This window comes from Campylobacter sp. LR291e (genome assembly GCF_008633915.1).
Taxonomy (GTDB): Bacteria; Campylobacterota; Campylobacteria; order Campylobacterales; family Campylobacteraceae; genus Campylobacter_D.
This window is the reverse complement of record NZ_VJNV01000035.1, coordinates 88,373-107,045: the sequence shown is the minus strand read 5'-3', so window position 1 is coordinate 107,045 and position 18,673 is coordinate 88,373. Positions and strand designations below refer to the sequence as shown.

The following is an 18,673-nucleotide window of genomic DNA, read 5'->3' as shown; positions in this document are numbered from 1 at the left end:
AATGAAAAATTTTTTGTTTTCTTTAATAGCTTTATTTTTTATGTCTTGTAGTTTAGATACAGATTTTGATGCAATGGGTATCTTTGAAAGCGATGAGATTTTGGTAAGTTCTGAGATTAGTGGGATAATAGAAAAGTTAAACTTTAAAGAAGGCGATGAGTTAAAAAAGGGCGAGTTGGTAGGAAATATTGACAATACGCAGTTAAGGCTTGAAATAAAACGTTTAGAAAGTGAAATTGTAGTTTTAGAAAATAAAAAATACAATATTGACAAAGAACTAGCCCCCTTAAGAGAACAAATCAAAAAGGCTAATCGCGAAAAATTAAGGCAAAGTAGGCTTGTAAGTGCAAATTCTAGCACTCAAAAATCCCTTGATGATGCGACTAGTGAGTTTGAAATTTTAAGCAAGGACTTAGATGCTAAACTTTCTAGTATGACTCTTTTTAATAATAGCTTAATGGCACAAATTGAAGAAAGTAAAACTCAAATTGAAATTTTGCAAGATAGGATTGAAAAAAGTTTGATAAAAGCACCAATTGATGGGGTTGTACTTGAAAAATACGCTTATGAAGGCGAGCTTAGTAACGCACAAAGGGCTATTTTTAAGATAGCAGATATTAAAATTATACGTTTAAAGGCTTATTTGATTGATACTGATTTAACGAGAATTAAGCTGGGTGATGAGATTAGGGTATTTAGTGATTATGGCAATGAGTATAAAGAATATAAGGGCGTTATTACTTGGATATCATCTAAGGCTGAGTTTACGCCAAAGACTATTATGAGTAAGGATGAGAGAAAGAATTTAGTTTATGCTATAAAGGTTGATGTGCAAAATGATGGCTTTTTAAAAATCGGTTCTTATGGTGAGATAAAGCTTAAATAAATGTTTAGCTTAAAAGTAGAAAATATAAGTAAAAATTTTGGCAAGATTAAGGCCCTTGACAATGTTAGTTTAAATGTCCCTTTAAATTCTATTTTTGGCATTATAGGACCTGATGGGGCAGGTAAGAGTACGCTCTTTCGTATATCTACTACACTTTTATTAAGTGACAGTGGAAAATGCTTTGTAAATGGCTTAGATAGTAAAAAAGATTTTATGCAAATTCGACAAATTGTAGGTTATATGCCAGGAAATTTTAGCTTGTATATGGATTTAAGCGTTGAAGAAAATTTAAATTTTTTCGCAGGGGTTTATGGCATTGATATAAAGGAAAATTATAATCTTATTAAAGTAATTTATGAACAATTAAGACCCTTTAAAAATCGTCGCGCCAAAGCACTTTCTGGAGGAATGAAACAAAAATTAGCCCTATGTTGTACCCTCATTCATAAGCCTAAAATTTTATTTTTAGACGAACCAACCACAGGCGTTGATGCAGTTAGTAGAAAGGAATTTTGGGAAATTTTACAAGAACTTAAAAAGCATATGAGTATAATAGTTTGCACACCTTACATGGATGAAGCCAGTATATGTGATGAAATAGCCTTAATGCATGAAGGCCAAGTTTTAAGTACAAATTCCCCTAGCAAACTTTGCAAACAATATCCAAGAAAACTTTTTAAGCTTTCAAATGTGCCTGTTAATACTTTAAGTGAGTTAAGAGTTTTGCCTTATGTGCAAAGTTGTTATTTATTTGCAAATAGTTTTCACATAAGTTTTAAGGATGAAAATTTTAATATTAATGAGTTTTTAAAAAAATATAAAGGTGCCCTTTTAGAGCCTATAAATGCAAATGTTGAAGATTGTTTTATGGAATTTTTAAGATGAGTGAAAATATCATAGAGATTAAAAATTTATATAAAATTTTTGGAAATTTTTATGCTGTAAACGATATTAGCTTTAATGTAAAAAAGGGTGAAATTTTTGGTTTTTTAGGGGCTAATGGGGCAGGTAAAACAACGGCTATTAAAATTTTATGTGGCCTTTCTTATCCAAGTAAGGGCGAGGGAATGGTGGCTGGTTTTGACATAAGAAAGGAAAATGAAAAAATCAAGCAAAATATAGGATACATGAGTCAAAAATTCTCACTTTATGAGGATTTAAAGGTATGGGAAAATATATATTTATTTGGTAGAATTTATGGGCTTAGTAAAAAGGAGATTAAGTTAAGAACTGAACTTTTATTAAAACGTTTAAACTTTGAAGATAAGCAAGATGCCTTAGTTTCAAGCTTACCTCTTGGTTGGAGACAAAAACTTGCCTTTTGTATAGCAAATTTTCATTCTCCAAAGGTGATTTTTTTGGACGAACCAACTGGTGGGGTTGACCCCATTACAAGAAGGCAGTTTTGGGAGTTAATCCATGAAAGTGCTCAAATGGGAACTAGCGTTTTTATAACTACTCATTATATGGACGAGGCTGAGTATTGCGATAGGGTGAGTATAATGGTTGATGGCAAGATTGTAGTTTTGGGCACTCCACAAGAATTAAAAACTAAATTTAATGTATTAAGCATGGATGAGGTTTTTTACATAGTGGCTACTAAAAAAAGATGAATATACAAGCATTTAAGGCCTTTGTAAAAAAGGAATTTTTTCATATTTTTAGAGATACTAGGACCATGATGATAGTATTTTTAATGCCTATTGTGCAAATTTTAATCTTTGGCTTTGCTTTAAGTGCTGAGGTTAATAATATAAATTATGCTGTATTTAACCCTGATAAAAATATCTTTACTCAAAAAATTTTAGAACATTTTTCTAAAAATATTTATTTTGATTTTAAAAAAGAACTTTTTAATAAAGATGAAATTCAAAGGGTTTTTAATGATAATAATATAGACTTAGCCCTTATCTTTGAAAATGATTTTTCAAAGGGGGCAAATATACAATTTTTGCTTGATGCAAGTGACCCAAATTATGCAAGTATAGTAAATTTATATGCAAGTAGTGTTTTGCAAAATGCTATTTTGAGTGAGTTAAAAATTAATAATGATAGTGTTATAAATATCCATTCTACTATGCTTTTTAACCCAAGTTTAAAAAGTGCTTATAATTTTGTCCCTGGTTTATTAGGGCTTGTGTTAATGTTAATTTGTGCTATGATGACTTCTATATCAATAGTGCGTGAAAAAGAACAAGGCAGCATGGAAATTTTGCTTGTTTCTCCTGTAAAGCCTATTATTATGATAATGGCTAAAATTTTGCCTTATTTTGTTATATCTTGCATTAGTTTAGGCATTGTTTTATTAATAACTATCTTTGTTTTAGAGGTAAAAATTAGCGGGAATATATTTTTTGTAATTTTTTATTGTATGCTTTTTATAAGCCTTGCTTTAAGCATAGGTTTATTGGTTTCTACCCTTGCTAAAACTCAAGTTGTAGCTATGCTTGTTTGTGCTTTAATGTTTATGTTGCCCGTGGTACTTCTTTCTGGCATGATTTTTCCTGTTGAAAGTATGCCCTTAATCTTGCAATATATCTCTTATGTAGTACCTCCTAGGTGGTTTGTAGCAGGGATTAAAAAAATTATGCTTGAAGGGCTTGGATTTGAATTTGTCTTAAATGAGTTTTTAGTTTTAAGCTTTATGTTAATTTTAGTGCTTTTCATAAGCATTAAAAATTTTAATATAAGATTGGAAAAATAAATGCTTTTTTTGATTGAAAAGGAATTTAAGCAATTTTTTAGAAATAAATTTTTTCCAAAAATGATTTTTGTCTTCCCTTTAATGATAATCTTAGTTATGCCTTGGGCAGCTACCTTGGAGGTAAAAAATATCTATATAGGCGTTTTAGATAATGACAAATCAATGCTTTCAAAGGATTTAATAACAAAGATTAAAGCAAGTGATTATTTTATTTTAAGCAAACATTTACAAGATAAAGAAGAGGCAAATAGGTGCATATACGAAAATAAATGCGATATTATATTAGAATTTCCCTTAAATTTTGAAAAGGACTTTTTAAAGGCAAAAAATGCAAATTTAGCTCTTTATGCAAATGCTATAAACAGCACTAAGGGTTCTTTAGGTAATGGGTATTTAAATAATATTATTTTAAAATTTAGCAATGAAAAGGCATCGCAGGGGCAAAAAGTAACAATCAATAATACTCAAATTTTAAGCACTTATCGATTTAATGCAAATTTAGATTATAAACAATACATGATTCCAGCCCTAATGGTAATGGTTTTAACGCTAATTTGTGGCTTTTTACCAGCCTTTAATATAGTACTAGAAAAAGAAAAGGGCAATATAGAACAAATCAATGTAACACCCATTTCTAAATTTCAATTTATACTATCAAAACTTATACCTTATTGGATAATAGGGCTTTTAGTAGTTAGCCTTTGTTTTATTTTAGCCTTTTTAGTTTATGGATTGTTACCAAAGGGAAGTTTTTTGTTAATTTATCTCTTTGTTTTTGTGTATATACTTGTAATAACAGGCTTTGGCTTGGTTATTTCAAATTACTCAAATACCTTGCAACAAGCCATGTTTGTGACCTATTTTTTTATACTTATTTTAATATTGCTTAGTGGTCTTATGACATCTATTAAATCAATGCCACTATGGGCTCAAAATATTACCTTTCTTAATCCACTTCGCTATTTTATAGAAGCCTTGCGTTTAATTTATTTAAAGGGAAGCGGGATAAGTAATTTATGGCCAAATTTACTTATCTTACTTGCTTTTGCCTTTATTTTTTGCCTTTGGGCTATTTTAGGGTATAAAAAAAGAAATTAATGCAAAGTGCTATTTAAAACAACAACCTTTTTATTTGCACTTACTATCATAGCCCCACTTATTGAATCTTGGCGAAAATGTAGCCCATTTAAGCCCTTTAACTCAATACCCTTATAAATTTCTTTGCTAAAATCAAAATTTGTATTTATCTTTTTAAGCTTTTCTTTATCTTTTAATAAGAATTTAGTACCTTCTAAAACGGCTATTCCTGCATCAACTATGCAATTATCCCCTAATGGAATTCCAGTAACTGAATTTGCCCCAAGTAAACAAGCCTTACCCACGCTTATAGCATTGCCACTTGTCCCACTTAATACGCCTAAAATGGATGCCCCTCCTCCTATATCACTTCCTTCTCCTACTATGGCTGATGAACTTATCCTACCTTCTACCATGCAAGCACCGGTTGTTCCAGCGTTGAAATTTATATAAGAAGCACCCGGCATTATAGTAGTACCAGCTGCTAAACTAGCACCCATTCTAACCTTAGCAGTATCTAAAATTCTAGTATTATCATCAGGTATAATATGGGCTAAGAAACGAGGGAATTTATCTACAAAATCAATCTTAGGATACTCACCTTTCATTTTTAAACTAAGTTCATTTTCTCTTAAATAATCAAGTTCTATAGGCTTATCATTACTCCACGCAACATTGCTTAAAAGTCCAAATGCCCCGTCTAAATTCACACTTCTTAAAGGCATTTTTTTATGAGAAAGTAAGTAAAGCTTTAAATAAACTGCTTCAACGCTTAACGGGGCTTCGTTTTCAAATAAACACACAAAGACAAAGCTTTCATTTTTAAAATTTTCTTTAATAATCTTTAATAAATCTATATTTTTATGTCCTTCTTCTTCTATAAAAGGGGCAAAACACTCAAGGGCAAAATTTATATCTTGGATTGTTAAATTTTGAGTAAATTCGCTTAGATTAAAGTCTATGTTTATTCCTCTTTGCATGAAAGATTCAAGCAAGATTGCAGCTGAGCCATAATTTTGTTCGTAATTTATCAAGGCAAAATTAGCTTGTAAAATTTTATCCTTATTAATTTGTCCTCTATCAACTCTTGCTATACCAAAGGCTTTAGGTTTTTTATAATTTGTTTTTTGTTCTATTTGTTTTACAAAAAGTATAAAATTTTCTTTTGATTGTATTTGCATTTTAATCTCCTTTTTAATGCGAACAGGCACTCTTGCCATTTGTGATAGGCTGAATTTGTGAATTATCAGCCAGACCTTCTTTATTAACCTTTTCTATAAATTCCCAAAGTTTTTCAGCAGCCTCTAAGTATCTTTTTGCACTCACACTCTCACTTTCATAAAAACTTATAGGCTTACCATTATCTCCACCTTCTCTAATATTCATTTCAATAGGAATTTGTGCCAAGCACTCACAGTTATATTCCTTAGCTAAATTCAAAGCTGCCCCTTTTCCAAAAATTTCATATTCTTTATTATTATCAGGGCAGATAAAGCCACTCATATTTTCTATTATACCAGCTACTGGGATATGTAATTTTTCAAACATATCTAGCGAGCGTTTGCTATCATCTATTGAAACAAGTTGAGGGGTACTAACGCAAATTCCTGTTGTAATAGGTATGCTTTGTGCTGCCGTAAGTTGTGCATCTCCTGTGCCTGGTGGCATATCTAAAAATAATACATCTAAATCATCCCATAGCACGTCGCTTAAAAGTTGTTCAACAGCCTTCATTATCATGGCCCCTCGCCAGATAAGTCCTTGACCATCTTCCATAAAAACGCCCATACTCATCATATAAATTCCATGGCTAAGTACAGGCTTTATTTTTTCCCCTACTACTTCTATGTCATCTTTACTAACTCCAAGCATTCTAGGGATATTTGGTCCATAAATATCCATATCTAAAAGTCCAACTTTTTTACCAATCTTTGCCATAGAAATAGCCAAATTTACAGCAGTGGTACTTTTTCCAACTCCACCCTTTCCACTTGAAATCATAATGAAATTTTTAATTTGTGGGGCTATATTTTTTTTAGTCCTTGAATTGCTTTTTTCATCTGGAATTTTAGGTGTTTTAATGTTTAAATTTATATCCTTTAAATCTAGGTCCTTTAAGGTTCTTAAAATATTTTCTTTAAGTTCTTTTGCAAGATTTGGGTTTGAGGATGGAATTTCTAAGTTTATAAAAGCGATTTTTTCTTTAACCTCTATATTTTTTACAAAATCAAAGCTTATAATATCCTTTTCAAAACCAGGATATTTAACGCCTTGAAGTCTTTGTTTGATTTTATCTACCATAATTTATCCTTGAAATTTTTTGCGATTATAACCAAAAAAATTTAAATCCATTTAAAATAAAAGAGTGTAAATTTATTAAATTTAAGTTAAATATATCGTGTAATATGGTAACATTGCATAAAAAAGAAATTGAAGGTAAAATATGTTAGATATTAGCTTGATAATGCTTGCTGCTGGTAATTCTTCGCGTTTTAATCTTGGTGTAAAAAAGCAATTTATTCGGCTAGGCGGTCTTCCATTATGGCTATATGCTACTAAAAATTTGAGTTCTTTTTATCCATTTAAAAAGATAATTGTTACTTCTAGTAATACTTCTCATATGCAAAAATTTATACATCATAACGAAAAATATGAATTTGTTAAGGGTGGTGATACTAGAATGCAATCTTTAAAAAATGCCCTTGATTTAGTGACAAGTGAATTTGTAATGGTTAGTGATGTTGCTAGGGTACTAGTAAGCAAGGAATTATTTGAAAATTTGATTGAAAATATAAATAATGCTGATTGTATAACACCTGCCTTAAAGGTTGCTGATACCACGCTTTTAGAAGATGAAGTAGTTGCTCGTGAAAAGATTAAACTCATTCAAACTCCACAACTTTCACGCGTATCCTTATTAAAAAAGGCACTAGCTCAAAATATCGAATTTAGCGATGATAGTACGGCAATTGCAAGTGTGGGTGGTAAAATTTGGTTTATAAAGGGCGAGGAAAAAACGCATAAAATTACCTTTGATGAGGATTTAAAAAAGCTTGATTTACCACCACCTAGTAGTGAAATTTTTACAGGCAATGGTTTTGATGTGCATGAATTTGGCGAAAAAAGGTCCTTGATTTTAGGTGGGGTTAAGGTGCATGAAAGCATGGGTTTAAAGGCACATAGTGATGGAGACGTACTAGCCCATTCTTTAACCGATTCTTTATTAGGGGCTGCTAGTCTTGGCGATATAGGAGAACACTTCCCAGATACTGATAAGGCCTATAAAAATGCTGATTCTATGAAGCTTTTAAAAAAGGCCTATGATTTAGTGAAAGAATATGGCTTTGAACTTGTGAATGCTGATATTACTATTATAGCTCAAACTCCTAGATTAAAGGATTTTAAGGATAAAATCGCCTGTAATATAGCTAGCGTATTAAATGTTGAAAATTTTAGAATCAATATAAAGGCTACTACTACTGAAAAACTTGGTTTTATAGGTAGAAAAGAAGGCATTGGGGTGCTTAGTAGCGTGAATTTAAAATATTTTGATTGGATGAAAATATGAAAGTTTTGATTGTAGAAAATGAAATTTATTTAGCACAAAGCATTAGCATGAAACTTGCTGATGTGGGTTATGAATGCGATATAGTAGGTTCATTTAATGAGCTTAACACGGATAAATATTATGATATAGTCTTGCTTTCTGCAAGCACTAGTAATTTTTTAAAGGTGGTTGAAAAATTTAAAAACTCAATAGTAATCTTGCTTATTTCTTACATTAGCACAGACACGGTTTCAAATCCTTTAAATATAGGGGCAAGCGATTACATACAAAAGCCCTTTATGATAGAAGAATTAGTTAGAAAAATCAAGCATTATCAACATTTTAAAAAAATTTCTAGTCTAAATAATGCGTATAAAAACTATATAAAATCTCGCTTAGAAACGATTCAAATCCCTGAATTTAATTACAAAAAAATCAAACTTCCCTTAATTATAAAAGCAGATAAGCAAATTCTAGCTGATACCTTTGTCTTTAATTATATAAATGAGTGTGATATTAGCTTTTCTTATATAAATCTTTCTACAAATAATGCAGTTTATAAGGCCTTAAAACAATTAGAAGCTAATAAATTATTATTTTTAAGCAATTTTCAAGTACTAAATGCAAATGAAAAGGAAAAGCTTCTAAGTTCTATTAAAGATAAAAATGTTATTTTGCATACAAATTCTAATATACAAGATTCTCAGATAAATGTTTTAAATTTTAGCACTAATGAAAAAAATATGGATAATAACGAAATTTTAACTATTGATGAATATGTAAAATATATCATCTTAACTTATCAAAATGTCTTCCCTGATACTGATTTATCAAAGAAGTTAGGCATTTCTCGCAAGTCCTTATGGGAAAAAAGGAAAAAATATGGATTTAGCAAAAAAAGATAGTATTTATATAGATAAAAGAGAATTTGGCATACTTTCCTTAATAAAAGAAGGTTTGCTTGGTAGTTGTACGCATTTAATGAATGAAAAAGAAAGCGAAAATGTGCTTAAAACGGGCAAATTTAATAATGAAAGTTTTCCTTATCCACTAAGCTTTGCCCCAAGGATAAAAAATGAAAATTTAAAAAATGTAAAGTCCGGTCAAAGGCTTAATTTATGTCTTGATAATGAGATTGTAGGGTTCATTGATATAGAAAGTAAATTTAAAAATGATAAAGATAGACCTAGTATTTTTAATCCTAATACTTGCATTTTAGATGATATTAGCGAGTTTTGTTTAAGTGGGGAATTTGAAATTTATAATTCAGATATTAAAAAATCTAAAAATGAATTTATTGAGCTTAAAAAAAGTCACAATGCAAGAAGAATTACTGCTATTGTTTCTAGTTTTGACCCCTTGCATAGAGCACATGAGCGAATTTTTAGGTGGACCATTGATAAGGCTGATTTTGTAGTTGTTTTTTTGATTGAATCTTATGAGGATAATGGCTTTAATTTTGAATTAAAAGAACAATATTTAAGAATTTTTGCACAAAAATATCTGCCAATGGATAGAATTTTTATCTTTCCTTTAAAGGATATTGATATCTTTCATGCACATTTAAATCCGGGGCTTGAGAGCATTTTAGCTAAGGGTTTGGGTTGTACTAAGCTTGTAGTTGGGCAAAATCATAGTGGTCTTGGAATGCATTATTCTCACAATCAACCTTGCACGATTTTAGACCAATTTTCAAGGGATTATAATATAGAAATTATCATTTTACCCGAATTTGTCTTTTGTGATAAATGTAAAATGATAGTTAGTACCCATTCTTGCCCACATGGCACGCATCACCATTTGCATTATAATAGCCATTCTTTAAAAGAACTTTTAAGGGCTGGTATAATACCTCCTGTTGTCTTTGTTAGAAAAGAAATTTCAGCCCTAATTTTAGCTAAGCTTTTTTCTCATCGTTTTAAAAATATGCAAACAATTTATAATAGTTTATTTTCTACAAATGGAATTTTAGAATACAAAAAAGATGAGGAATTTTATGAAAAGCTTTTAGAATTACACCAAACTTCTTATATGGCTTAGGAAAGATTATGCAAAGATTATTTTTAACCTTTTTTTATTCTGGGGCTATTAATTTTGCCCCGGGTACCTTTGGGACAATTGTAGCATTAATACCTGCTTTTTTTATTTTAAAATATTTAGGAATTCAAACCTTATTTTTACTTTCTATTCTTATCTTTGTTGTTTCTATTAAAATCATAGATGATTATGAAAAAAAAACAAAAAAGCACGATGATAAGCATATAGTAATTGATGAGGTAGCTGGAGTTTTCTTAGCTTGTAGCATAGCAGCAAGTACTAGTAATTCTATATTAAATTTTATTCTAGCCTTTGTATTTTTTCGCCTTTTTGATATTACTAAGCCCTCAATCATAGGCAGGGTTGACAAAGGTGTAAAAGGTGGGCTTGGCGTTATGTTAGATGATATGTTAGCAGGTTTATTTGCCGGGCTTTTAACGGCTGTAATTTATGGATTTTTGCTTAAATTTGACTTGCTTTTATGGGATTTAAATTTAAAAGATATTTTTTAAATTTGGATAAATTTGCTTATTTTAGGTTATAATATTTGCATTGTTTAAAAAAGGATAGGGAATATGTCTAAGGTAGATATTGTTGTAGGAATTCAATGGGGCGATGAAGGAAAGGGAAAAATCGTCGATAAATTATGCGCAAATTATGATTTTGTTTGTCGTAGTGCTGGTGGGCACAATGCTGGGCATACTATTTGGGTTAATGGCGTTCGCTATGCCTTGCACTTAATACCTAGTGGAATCTTACATACTCGTTGTATAAATGTTATAGGAAATGGTGTTGTTGTAAGTCCTGAAGCACTTATTGCAGAAATAGCTCAATTTGAAAATTTACAAGGAAGACTTTATATAAGCGATAGGGCACATTTAAATTTAAAACACCACGCCTTAATAGACATAGCACAAGAAAAGCTTAAAGGAAAAACTGCTATAGGTACCACTGGAAAAGGCATAGGACCAAGTTATGCTGATAAGATTAATCGTAGTGGTTGTAGGGTTGGAGAGCTTTTAAATCCTGAAAAATTATGTGAAAAATTAATGGATTATTTTAATACCTATCAAATTTATTTTAATAGTTTAGGTATTGAATTACCCGATGAAAAAAGCTTACTTGAAGAATTAAAAAATTATTCTTTGATTTTAAGTCCTTATATAACAGATACTACTCGTTTATTGTGGAGAGCAATTGATGAGAATAGGCGAATTTTACTTGAAGGGGCACAAGGTTCTATGCTTGATATTGACCATGGGACCTATCCTTTTGTAACTAGTTCAAGTACTATTAGTGCAGGAGGACTTACCGGACTTGGTTTAAATCCTAAGGATGCTGGTTCTATAATAGGCGTGGTAAAGGCTTATACAACTCGCGTTGGAAATGGGGCTTTTCCTAGTGAAGACCTTACAGAAGATGGAGAAAAAATCGCACAAATAGGTAAAGAAATAGGGGTTAGTACTGGTCGTAAAAGAAGGTGTGGGTGGTTTGATGCAGTAGCAGTAAAATACACTGCTAGGTTAAATGGGCTTGATAGCTTATCTTTAATGAAGCTTGATGTGCTTGATGGTTTTAAAAATGTTAAACTTTGTTATGCTTATAAATATAAGGGGCAAATTATTGATTATATGCCCAGTGATTTAGAAAATGTTGAACCAGTTTATGAAGAATTTGAGGGCTGGGATAAGGTTTTTGGTATTAGAGATTATGATTTATTGCCTCAAAATGCTAAAAAATATCTAGAAAGAATTCAAGAATTAGTCGGTGTTAAGATAGAATTTATATCCACAAGTTGGGAAAGAGAAGATACTATAGTATTATGAAAACAAATAAATATAGCGTGATTGTAAAGGTAAGAAAACAGCAACTTGATGATGCTGAAAATAATCTAAATGTAGCCAAACAAAGACAATTACAACACCAAAGGCTTTATGAGCTTTGTTATGCTGAATTTTTAATGGCAAATTCCTTGCCAACTCAAGGAAGTATTAGTGAATTAAAATCTAGTGTAGAATTATCTCACATAGGGCAAGATACTTTAAATAGGGCAAAAGAAAAGGTTGAACTTAGTAAAAAAGAAATGGCACATTATCAATTTTTATATAAAAAAGCCTATATGGATTATGAAAAAATCAAGGCCCTTGAAGGCGAGGAGCTTAAAAAAATTCAAAAACAAATGTTAAAAGATGAGCAAAAATTTCTAGATGAAATCGCTATAACACGTTTTTTTACAAAGGATAAAGATGTTAAAGAAAGCTAGTTTATGTGCTATTTTGCTTTGTTTGAGTGTAGCACAAGAAGGCGTTGATTGTGCTAAATATTTTGAGGCAAGAAAAGAACAAATAGAACTTCAAACAAGGGAATTTGACGAGGCTAGGCAGTCCTTAGAAGCTTATAAGGCTTCTTTTGAAATTTTACATAATCAAAAATTACAAGCCTTAATTGAAAAAGAAAGCGAGGTAAATGCTACATTAAAAAGGATTGAAAATTTAAAAAAAGAAAACGAGGCCTTGTTAGCTCAAACCAAAAAACTTCAAGATTCTATAAATGAAAAAACAGATGGCAGGATAAAAGAAATTTACTCACAAATGAAAGATAGTGCCGTGGCAAATGTATTATCTACAATGGATACGGACGAGGCCAGTAAAATAATGCTTTCACTAGAAACTAGAAAGGTTTCAGGCATACTTTCAAAAATGGAGCCTCAAAAGGCTAGCGAACTTACTTTATTGCTAAAAAATTTAGATAGCAATGCTACAAGGGAATAAGTGAATTTTAGCCTGGAACAAATCATCATAGCTATGATTTTAACCCTTTTTGCAGGTTTTTCTACCTCAATAGGTGCGATTTTAGCCTTTTTTTCAAAAAAAGATGATTTAAGAATTTTATCTCTTGGGCTTGGTTGTTCAGCAGGGGTTATGATATATATAGCCTTTATGGAGATGTTGCCAAGTGCGTTGAAAGATTTTTCTACTTATTTTAATTCTCAATGGGGCGAGCTTTTAGCCTTGCTCTGCTTTTTTGGTGGAATTTTATTTGCCTTAATTATTGATAAATTAATACCAGAAGATGTTAACCCTCACATTCCAAAGGATGATTTTAGCGAACTTAAAATTTGTCCCTTGCCTAAAAATCCTAAAAAAACGCCTAAATATCACCCAGGAATCAAGCCAATAAATGTCCATACCCTAAAAAGAACGGGAATTTTTACAGCCCTAGCCATTGCTATACATAATTTTCCAGAAGGCTTTGCTACCTTTATGTCAAGCCTTGAAAATTTAACCCTTGGCGTTGCCATTGCAATAGCCGTTGCTATACATAATATACCCGAAGGACTTGCCGTTTCTTTGCCTATTTATCATGCTACAAATGATAAAAAAAAGGCCTTTGTTTATTCTGTGCTTTCAGGCTTTGCTGAGCCTTTAGGTGCTCTTGTTGGGGCTTTGATTTTACTACCCTTTATAAACGAACTAACTTTGGCTATTTGCTTTGCCTTTGTAGCTGGGATTATGGTTTTTATATCATTAGATGAACTTTTACCAGCAGCAAAGACTTATGATAGGGCACACGATAGCCTTTATGGCTTGTTAATGGGCATGGCTATAATGGCCCTATCCTTAGTCCTATTAGCGACCTAATTCCTTTTTAAGCTTTCTATACTCAAAATAAAATTTAATAAAGCCACCCTTATACCAGTTTTTATAAGCCTTACACCAAGCAAGTCCAAGTTTATAGGAAAAATAATTTTGTATCTTTAAGGCTTCTTTGTAATCACAATACTGGTTTAATGGCTTTAAATTTGGCTTTGAATCTTTTAAATTTTCTTTGTGAAATTTGTTTATAAAATATAATTCTATGGGTAGTATCATATAACCCATTAAGGATTTTGAGTTGTTAGCTAAGCTTTTGCCATCTTATAAGCAAGATGATTTTTAACCCTAGTTGTAGCTAAAATTTCTTTGTTTAAAGTATCGATTTTTATGTTTAAAGGCCTTGTAAATCGTGGTACTATTCTTTGTTCGTACTCGTTTATTAAATCAGAATATGCCTTAATATCAGGCAAGATATGATTAAAATTATATTTTTCATCTATTAAAATATTATAATCATTTAACTTTTCAAAATCAATTTCAGGGGCTTTCTTTTCATCTTTTACCAGCAAAAAGACTACTATATCACAAACACTCAGCCTTTTTGAGTTTTTATCCCAGCTATGACAATTATGAGCATACTCGCTAAATTCATCACTCTCATTTAAACTCACAAAGTTTTCATCATCTATAATAAATTCATTGCAAACATTGATAAAGGCGTTATTAAATTTAAATTCTTTGCTAAAATTTTTTGTTTTATTTTTAAATAATATACTAGAAAAGCACTTTGTAGGATTTATTTTTGGTTCAAATTCTTCTTGCCACTTCGTTGCATCATTCCAAGTACGAATGCCTATAAGTTTATAGCCCTTGTATTTTTCATTAAATTTTAATAGGGTATTTTTATCTATCCTAAAGGTTATCTCATTAAAGATAGAATTACTTTTATGAAGTTCTTCTAAACTCCCTTTTATTAAGTTCATTTCATTTGGCTTAACTATGATAAATTTAGAATTTTTTAAATTTTCTTTTAAGGGCTTTGGTGCGTAAAAATTATCTATATTTAAGGCTACTTGCTTTCCAATATTTCTTGAAATAGTGTTAAAGTGGTGCCAAGTATCTAGCATATTACACAATTTGCTTAAATCAAATTTTTGATAATACCTTTGCAGATCAAGCACATTAAAGCCAAATTTCAAGGCATAAAATCTATGTAAATTTGCTATCACATTCGCATTTTTATATTTGTCACAAGGATAGATTTAAACAACAACCTTTTGTTGCGTAAGATACAAGCTTTCATAAAGCCAGTACAAATAACTGTTTATCTTTTCTAAGGATAATTGTTCGTAAAGGTTGATATGATGAGATATATCATTTATATTACTAGCAACTATTATAAGTTTTGTATTTTTGATATTTTCTTTATTTTTTATGAGTTTGTATAAAGCCATTGCTCCTTCAAGGCTTTCGTTTATACACTCAACCCCTCCTCGTTAGTTCACCTTGAAAGCCGTCAAAAAAGCTATTTTTAGCCATAAGATAACAATCTCCAAATAGTAATACATTTTCTTTCATTAAATCTCCTTAATTTTCTTTGAAAAATTTAAATATTATATTGATAAAAAAGCCAATACAAGCAATTATTATAATGCTTGCCCCACTTGCTAAATTTAAATAATAGCTTAAAAATAAGCCTAAAATGCAAAAAATAGCACTAAGAAAAGAGGCTAAAATCATCACTAAGCCTAGTTTTTTTGCAAGATTTTCAGCTATAAAGCTTGGAATACTAAGCAGTGCTATTACTAGTACAATGCCAACTAATCTTATACAAATTACTATACAAAAAGAAAGCATAGCAATTAATAGATAATAAAAAAAAGTTGTCTTTACTCCTTTTAAACTTGCAAATTCCCTATCAAAGCTAAGGGCTTCAAATTGTCTAAAAAAGCATACTAAACATAGGATAATTAAGCTATCAACCCCAAACATTAGCCATAAATCAGCACTTGAAACGGCTAAGATATTGCCAAATAAATAAGCCATTAAATCAGCATTATAACCAGGGCTTAAATCAATCAGCAAAATTCCAATAGCCATTCCAAACGCCCAAATAACAGCTATAAAACTATCGCTTCTATTTTCAAAACGAAGGGACAAAAAGGCTAGTATAAAGGCTAAAAAAAGGGTAAAAGCACTAACGCTTAGCATTAATGGCAAGGAAAAATAAAGGGCTATGCCAATGCCTCCAAAACTTCCATGCGTTATACCTCCAGCCATTGAAAAAAGGCGATTAATCATAATCAAAACGCCCATAATGCCACAGGCTACACTGACTAAAATAGCAGCAATTATTGCATTTTGAAAAAAGGTAAAGCTAAGAATTTCCATTTTGTTCTCTAAAATTGTGTAAATTTGTAACTATAGGTTTAAAAATTTTACTTTTTAAAATAGTTCTTTTTTGAAATTCCTTTTCGCAAATTTTTTTATCCTTACAGCCTAAATCATCGCATAGACAATTATGTAAACTCATCTCAACATCGCAAAAATGTGAGTGATTTTCATACAAATGCTTTAAAAATACATTTTTATCACTTGCCTTTGTATTAGAATGCAAAAATAATTCTTTGTTTAAATAAGCTACCTTATCGCTATAGGCAAGGACAAAATTTATATCATGGCATACTATTAAAATGCCTATTCCTTTTGTGTGTAAGTCGTTTAATAGTTCAAAAATTTGCAAGGCTGATTTGCTATCTACGCTAGCAGTAGGTTCGTCTAAAATAAGCATCTTGCACTCATCAACCAAGGCCCTTGCTATAAAAACCCTTTGTTTTTGACCTCCACTTAAGGTGTTTATTCTTTTATCCCAAAAATTTTCTAAATTTACTTTTTTAAGGACATCTTTAGCCTTTTCTTTATCTTTTTTAGTATAAAAGCCAAAAATTTTTTTCCCTAAAAGCCCCATTAAAACTATATCAATAACACGAGCAGGGAAATTTTCATTAGCTATAGTATGTTGAGGTACATATCCTATCTCACTTCTTTTAAGCTTATTAAATTTAATACTTTTTTTATCATCAAGTAAACCAAGAATAAGCTTTAAAAGCGTTGATTTACCTGCCCCGTTTGGTCCTATGATAGCCATAAAATCTTTGCTATCATAGCTTAAATTTACATTTTTTAAAATTTCTTCATTATCATAAGCATAACTTAAATTTGAAAGTTCAAAAAATAACACTTTTATTCTTTCAAGCTATTAGCTAAATGTGTTGCTAAACTTAAAAGCTCCTTTTCTAAATCATAAGATAAATGATTAATATAAAGAATTTTCGCGCCACATTCTTTAGCTATATTTTGTGCTGCATTTTGTGAAAAGCCAGGTTGCATAAAAATAATCTTTATATTTTCATTTTTTGCTATATTGATTAATCTTTGTAAATCCCTTGGTTTTGGTTCTTTACCCTCTATTTCAACAGGAATTTGTTCTAAATTATATCTTTTTGCAAAATAGCCCCAACTTGGATGATAAACTATAAATTTATTTGATTTAATGCCTGTTAAAAGTGTTTTTATCTTAGAATTTAACTCATCAAGTTCTTTTACAAGGCTGTTTAAATTTTCTTCATACATTTTAGCATTTTGTGGATATTTATTGCTTAGTGCCTTGCTTATATTTGTAGCTTGAATTTTAAGTAAAATAGGGTCAAGCCAGGTATGAATATCTAAATTTTCGTGGTCTTTATGGTCGCTATGTGCTTTATGCTCATGTCTCTCGTGTTTGCTTGACATTAAAGAGATATTTTCTTGCATATCAACTATAAGTAAATTTTTAAAATTATCCTTAAATTTATCTAAAAATACTCTTTCAAATTCTAAGTCTATAGTAAAATAAATATCGCTTTGTTCTAGGGTTTTAATATTGCTTGGTTTAAATTCAAAGCTGTGTTCGTCTATATTTTTAGGGATTATCACATTGATATTTACACTATCTTTGGCGATTTTTTGCACTAAAAAGGCTTGTGGTTCAATGCTTACGCTAATGGTAGGTTTTGCGTATACAAAAAGAAAAGAAAGTAGTAAAAAGAGAAGTTTTTTCATGGTCATTCCTTGTAAAAAAATAGCAAAGATTATAACATAATAAATTAAAAACTTTCCTTGCCATCAAGCACGGGCACAAATAAGCATTCTTCTAAAATTTCTCTTTGTAAAGAGGTACCATTTTTTGTTAGGCGAGTTATAAATTGTCTGTTATCGTGCAAGATTGGGGCTACTAAAATTCCTCTATCGCTTAATTGATCAAGTAAAATTTCAGGTATTTGTTTTGTATAAGCTGAAAATAAAATTCTATCATAAGGGGCATAATTTTTCCAACCATTTTGTCCATCATCAAAGCGTACATTTATGTTGCTATAGCCTAAATCCCTAAAGGTTTGTGCTGCTGTTTTTGCAAGTTTTTCTATCCTTTCAATGCTGAAAACTCGTCTTATAACCTTGCTTAAAATGGCTGCTTGATAGCCACTTCCACAGCCTATTTCTAGCACGCTATCGGCATCTTTAAATTCTAATGCCATAGTCATTTTTGCAACCGTTAAGGGCGAGCTAATCCACTGCGAATTTGCTAGTGGCATAGCATCAAGTCTATAAGCATGTGTTTTAAGAGGAGAAAAAATTTCACGAGGTACCTCGCAAAAGGCGTTAAAAAGGGTTTCGTTTATAAAAATTTGTTGTGAAATTTCTTCTGCCATATTTTTACAACGTTTATATTCAAAAGCATCCATTATTAATTCTCCTTTAAAAAGCCTAATTGTAACTAAAAAAATTAA

The 18,673-nt window shown here is 30.7% G+C and carries 22 protein-coding genes; 13 read left to right on the top strand and 9 right to left on the bottom strand.

Going from position 1 to position 18,673, the window contains the following annotated elements; translation table 11 throughout:
• The first annotated feature begins 1 nt into the window (after position 1).
• From FMM58_RS08035 to FMM58_RS08810, 5 genes are read left to right on the top strand one after another with little or no spacing between them, the layout of a single operon-like run.
• Positions 2 to 886: an HlyD family secretion protein gene (locus tag FMM58_RS08035; protein WP_150140607.1), complete on the top strand. Its 885-nt coding sequence runs from the start codon at positions 2 to 4 to the stop codon at positions 884 to 886.
• The gene (locus FMM58_RS08030; protein WP_150140609.1) at positions 887 to 1,771 is read left to right on the top strand and encodes an ABC transporter ATP-binding protein; all 885 of its coding nucleotides are present in this window, start codon (positions 887 to 889) and stop codon (positions 1,769 to 1,771) included.
• Entirely contained in the window at positions 1,768 to 2,499 is a 732-nt protein-coding gene (locus FMM58_RS08025; protein WP_150140611.1) for an ABC transporter ATP-binding protein, read from the top strand. The genes FMM58_RS08030 and FMM58_RS08025 overlap by 4 nt, the downstream gene beginning before the upstream one ends.
• On the top strand, positions 2,496 to 3,590 hold the full coding sequence (locus FMM58_RS08815) for an ABC transporter permease (protein WP_223810212.1): 1,095 nt from the start codon (positions 2,496 to 2,498) through the stop codon (positions 3,588 to 3,590). The genes FMM58_RS08025 and FMM58_RS08815 overlap by 4 nt, the downstream gene beginning before the upstream one ends.
• Complete coding sequence (locus FMM58_RS08810; protein WP_190317974.1) at positions 3,591 to 4,688, top strand: ABC transporter permease; 1,098 nt, start codon at positions 3,591 to 3,593, stop codon at positions 4,686 to 4,688.
• Here the strand turns inward: FMM58_RS08810 and FMM58_RS08015 are convergent.
• Positions 4,685 to 5,848 carry a tetrahydrodipicolinate N-succinyltransferase N-terminal domain-containing protein gene (locus tag FMM58_RS08015; RefSeq protein WP_150140615.1) on the bottom strand — a complete coding sequence of 388 codons (1,164 nt, stop codon included), beginning with the start codon at positions 5,846 to 5,848 and terminating at the stop codon, positions 4,685 to 4,687. The genes FMM58_RS08810 and FMM58_RS08015 overlap by 4 nt on opposite strands.
• Before the next feature lie 13 nt (positions 5,849 to 5,861).
• Positions 5,862 to 6,968, bottom strand: coding sequence for an Mrp/NBP35 family ATP-binding protein (locus tag FMM58_RS08010; protein ID WP_150140616.1), 1,107 nt, complete (start codon positions 6,966 to 6,968; stop codon positions 5,862 to 5,864).
• 142 nt (positions 6,969 to 7,110) lie between these two features.
• On the opposite strand from FMM58_RS08010, the gene FMM58_RS08005 reads away from it, so the two are divergent.
• The 8 genes from FMM58_RS08005 (at position 7,111) to zupT (ending at position 13,892) form a co-directional block, all read left to right on the top strand.
• Positions 7,111 to 8,235 (top strand): bifunctional 2-C-methyl-D-erythritol 4-phosphate cytidylyltransferase/2-C-methyl-D-erythritol 2,4-cyclodiphosphate synthase, encoded by a 1,125-nt coding sequence (locus FMM58_RS08005; protein WP_150140618.1) that lies wholly within the window; start codon positions 7,111 to 7,113, stop codon positions 8,233 to 8,235.
• Positions 8,232 to 9,119, top strand: coding sequence for a response regulator (locus FMM58_RS08000; RefSeq protein WP_150140620.1), 888 nt, complete (start codon positions 8,232 to 8,234; stop codon positions 9,117 to 9,119). Before FMM58_RS08005 ends, FMM58_RS08000 begins: the two co-directional genes overlap by 4 nt.
• The gene (locus FMM58_RS07995; RefSeq protein WP_150140622.1) at positions 9,097 to 10,254 is read left to right on the top strand and encodes a sulfate adenylyltransferase; all 1,158 of its coding nucleotides are present in this window, start codon (positions 9,097 to 9,099) and stop codon (positions 10,252 to 10,254) included. Before FMM58_RS08000 ends, FMM58_RS07995 begins: the two co-directional genes overlap by 23 nt.
• A gap of 8 nt (positions 10,255 to 10,262) precedes the next feature.
• Entirely contained in the window at positions 10,263 to 10,763 is a 501-nt protein-coding gene (locus tag FMM58_RS07990) for a phosphatidylglycerophosphatase A (RefSeq protein ID WP_150140624.1), read from the top strand.
• A gap of 63 nt (positions 10,764 to 10,826) precedes the next feature.
• Positions 10,827 to 12,077, top strand: a complete 1,251-nt coding sequence (locus FMM58_RS07985) for an adenylosuccinate synthase (RefSeq protein WP_150140626.1) — start codon at positions 10,827 to 10,829, stop codon at positions 12,075 to 12,077.
• The gene (locus FMM58_RS07980; protein WP_150140627.1) at positions 12,074 to 12,514 is read left to right on the top strand and encodes a flagellar export protein FliJ; all 441 of its coding nucleotides are present in this window, start codon (positions 12,074 to 12,076) and stop codon (positions 12,512 to 12,514) included. The genes FMM58_RS07985 and FMM58_RS07980 overlap by 4 nt, the downstream gene beginning before the upstream one ends.
• Positions 12,498 to 13,022 (top strand): MotE family protein, encoded by a 525-nt coding sequence (locus tag FMM58_RS07975; protein ID WP_150140629.1) that lies wholly within the window; start codon positions 12,498 to 12,500, stop codon positions 13,020 to 13,022. The genes FMM58_RS07980 and FMM58_RS07975 overlap by 17 nt, the downstream gene beginning before the upstream one ends.
• Positions 13,023 to 13,892 (top strand): zinc transporter ZupT, encoded by an 870-nt coding sequence (gene zupT / locus FMM58_RS07970; RefSeq protein WP_150140631.1) that lies wholly within the window; start codon positions 13,023 to 13,025, stop codon positions 13,890 to 13,892.
• On the opposite strand, the gene FMM58_RS07965 is transcribed toward zupT, so the two are convergent.
• The 7 genes from FMM58_RS07965 to FMM58_RS07935 form a co-directional block, all read right to left on the bottom strand.
• Positions 13,881 to 14,123, bottom strand: coding sequence for a hypothetical protein (locus FMM58_RS07965; protein ID WP_150180562.1), 243 nt, complete (start codon positions 14,121 to 14,123; stop codon positions 13,881 to 13,883). The genes zupT and FMM58_RS07965 overlap by 12 nt on opposite strands.
• 29 nt (positions 14,124 to 14,152) lie before the next feature.
• Complete coding sequence (locus FMM58_RS07960) at positions 14,153 to 15,076, bottom strand: hypothetical protein (protein ID WP_150180561.1); 924 nt, start codon at positions 15,074 to 15,076, stop codon at positions 14,153 to 14,155.
• 33 nt (positions 15,077 to 15,109) lie between these two features.
• Positions 15,110 to 15,301, bottom strand: a complete 192-nt coding sequence (locus FMM58_RS07955; RefSeq protein WP_150180560.1) for a hypothetical protein — start codon at positions 15,299 to 15,301, stop codon at positions 15,110 to 15,112.
• 133 nt (positions 15,302 to 15,434) lie between these two features.
• The gene (locus FMM58_RS07950; protein ID WP_150180559.1) at positions 15,435 to 16,238 is read right to left on the bottom strand and encodes a metal ABC transporter permease; all 804 of its coding nucleotides are present in this window, start codon (positions 16,236 to 16,238) and stop codon (positions 15,435 to 15,437) included.
• Positions 16,225 to 17,088: a metal ABC transporter ATP-binding protein gene (locus tag FMM58_RS07945; protein ID WP_150180558.1), complete on the bottom strand. Its 864-nt coding sequence runs from the start codon at positions 17,086 to 17,088 to the stop codon at positions 16,225 to 16,227. Before FMM58_RS07945 ends, FMM58_RS07950 begins: the two co-directional genes overlap by 14 nt.
• Before the next feature lie 2 nt (positions 17,089 to 17,090).
• The gene (locus FMM58_RS07940) at positions 17,091 to 17,948 is read right to left on the bottom strand and encodes a metal ABC transporter solute-binding protein, Zn/Mn family (RefSeq protein ID WP_150140639.1); all 858 of its coding nucleotides are present in this window, start codon (positions 17,946 to 17,948) and stop codon (positions 17,091 to 17,093) included.
• 44 nt (positions 17,949 to 17,992) lie between these two features.
• Complete coding sequence (locus FMM58_RS07935; protein WP_150140641.1) at positions 17,993 to 18,628, bottom strand: protein-L-isoaspartate(D-aspartate) O-methyltransferase; 636 nt, start codon at positions 18,626 to 18,628, stop codon at positions 17,993 to 17,995.
• Between the last annotated feature and the right edge of the window lie 45 nt (positions 18,629 to 18,673).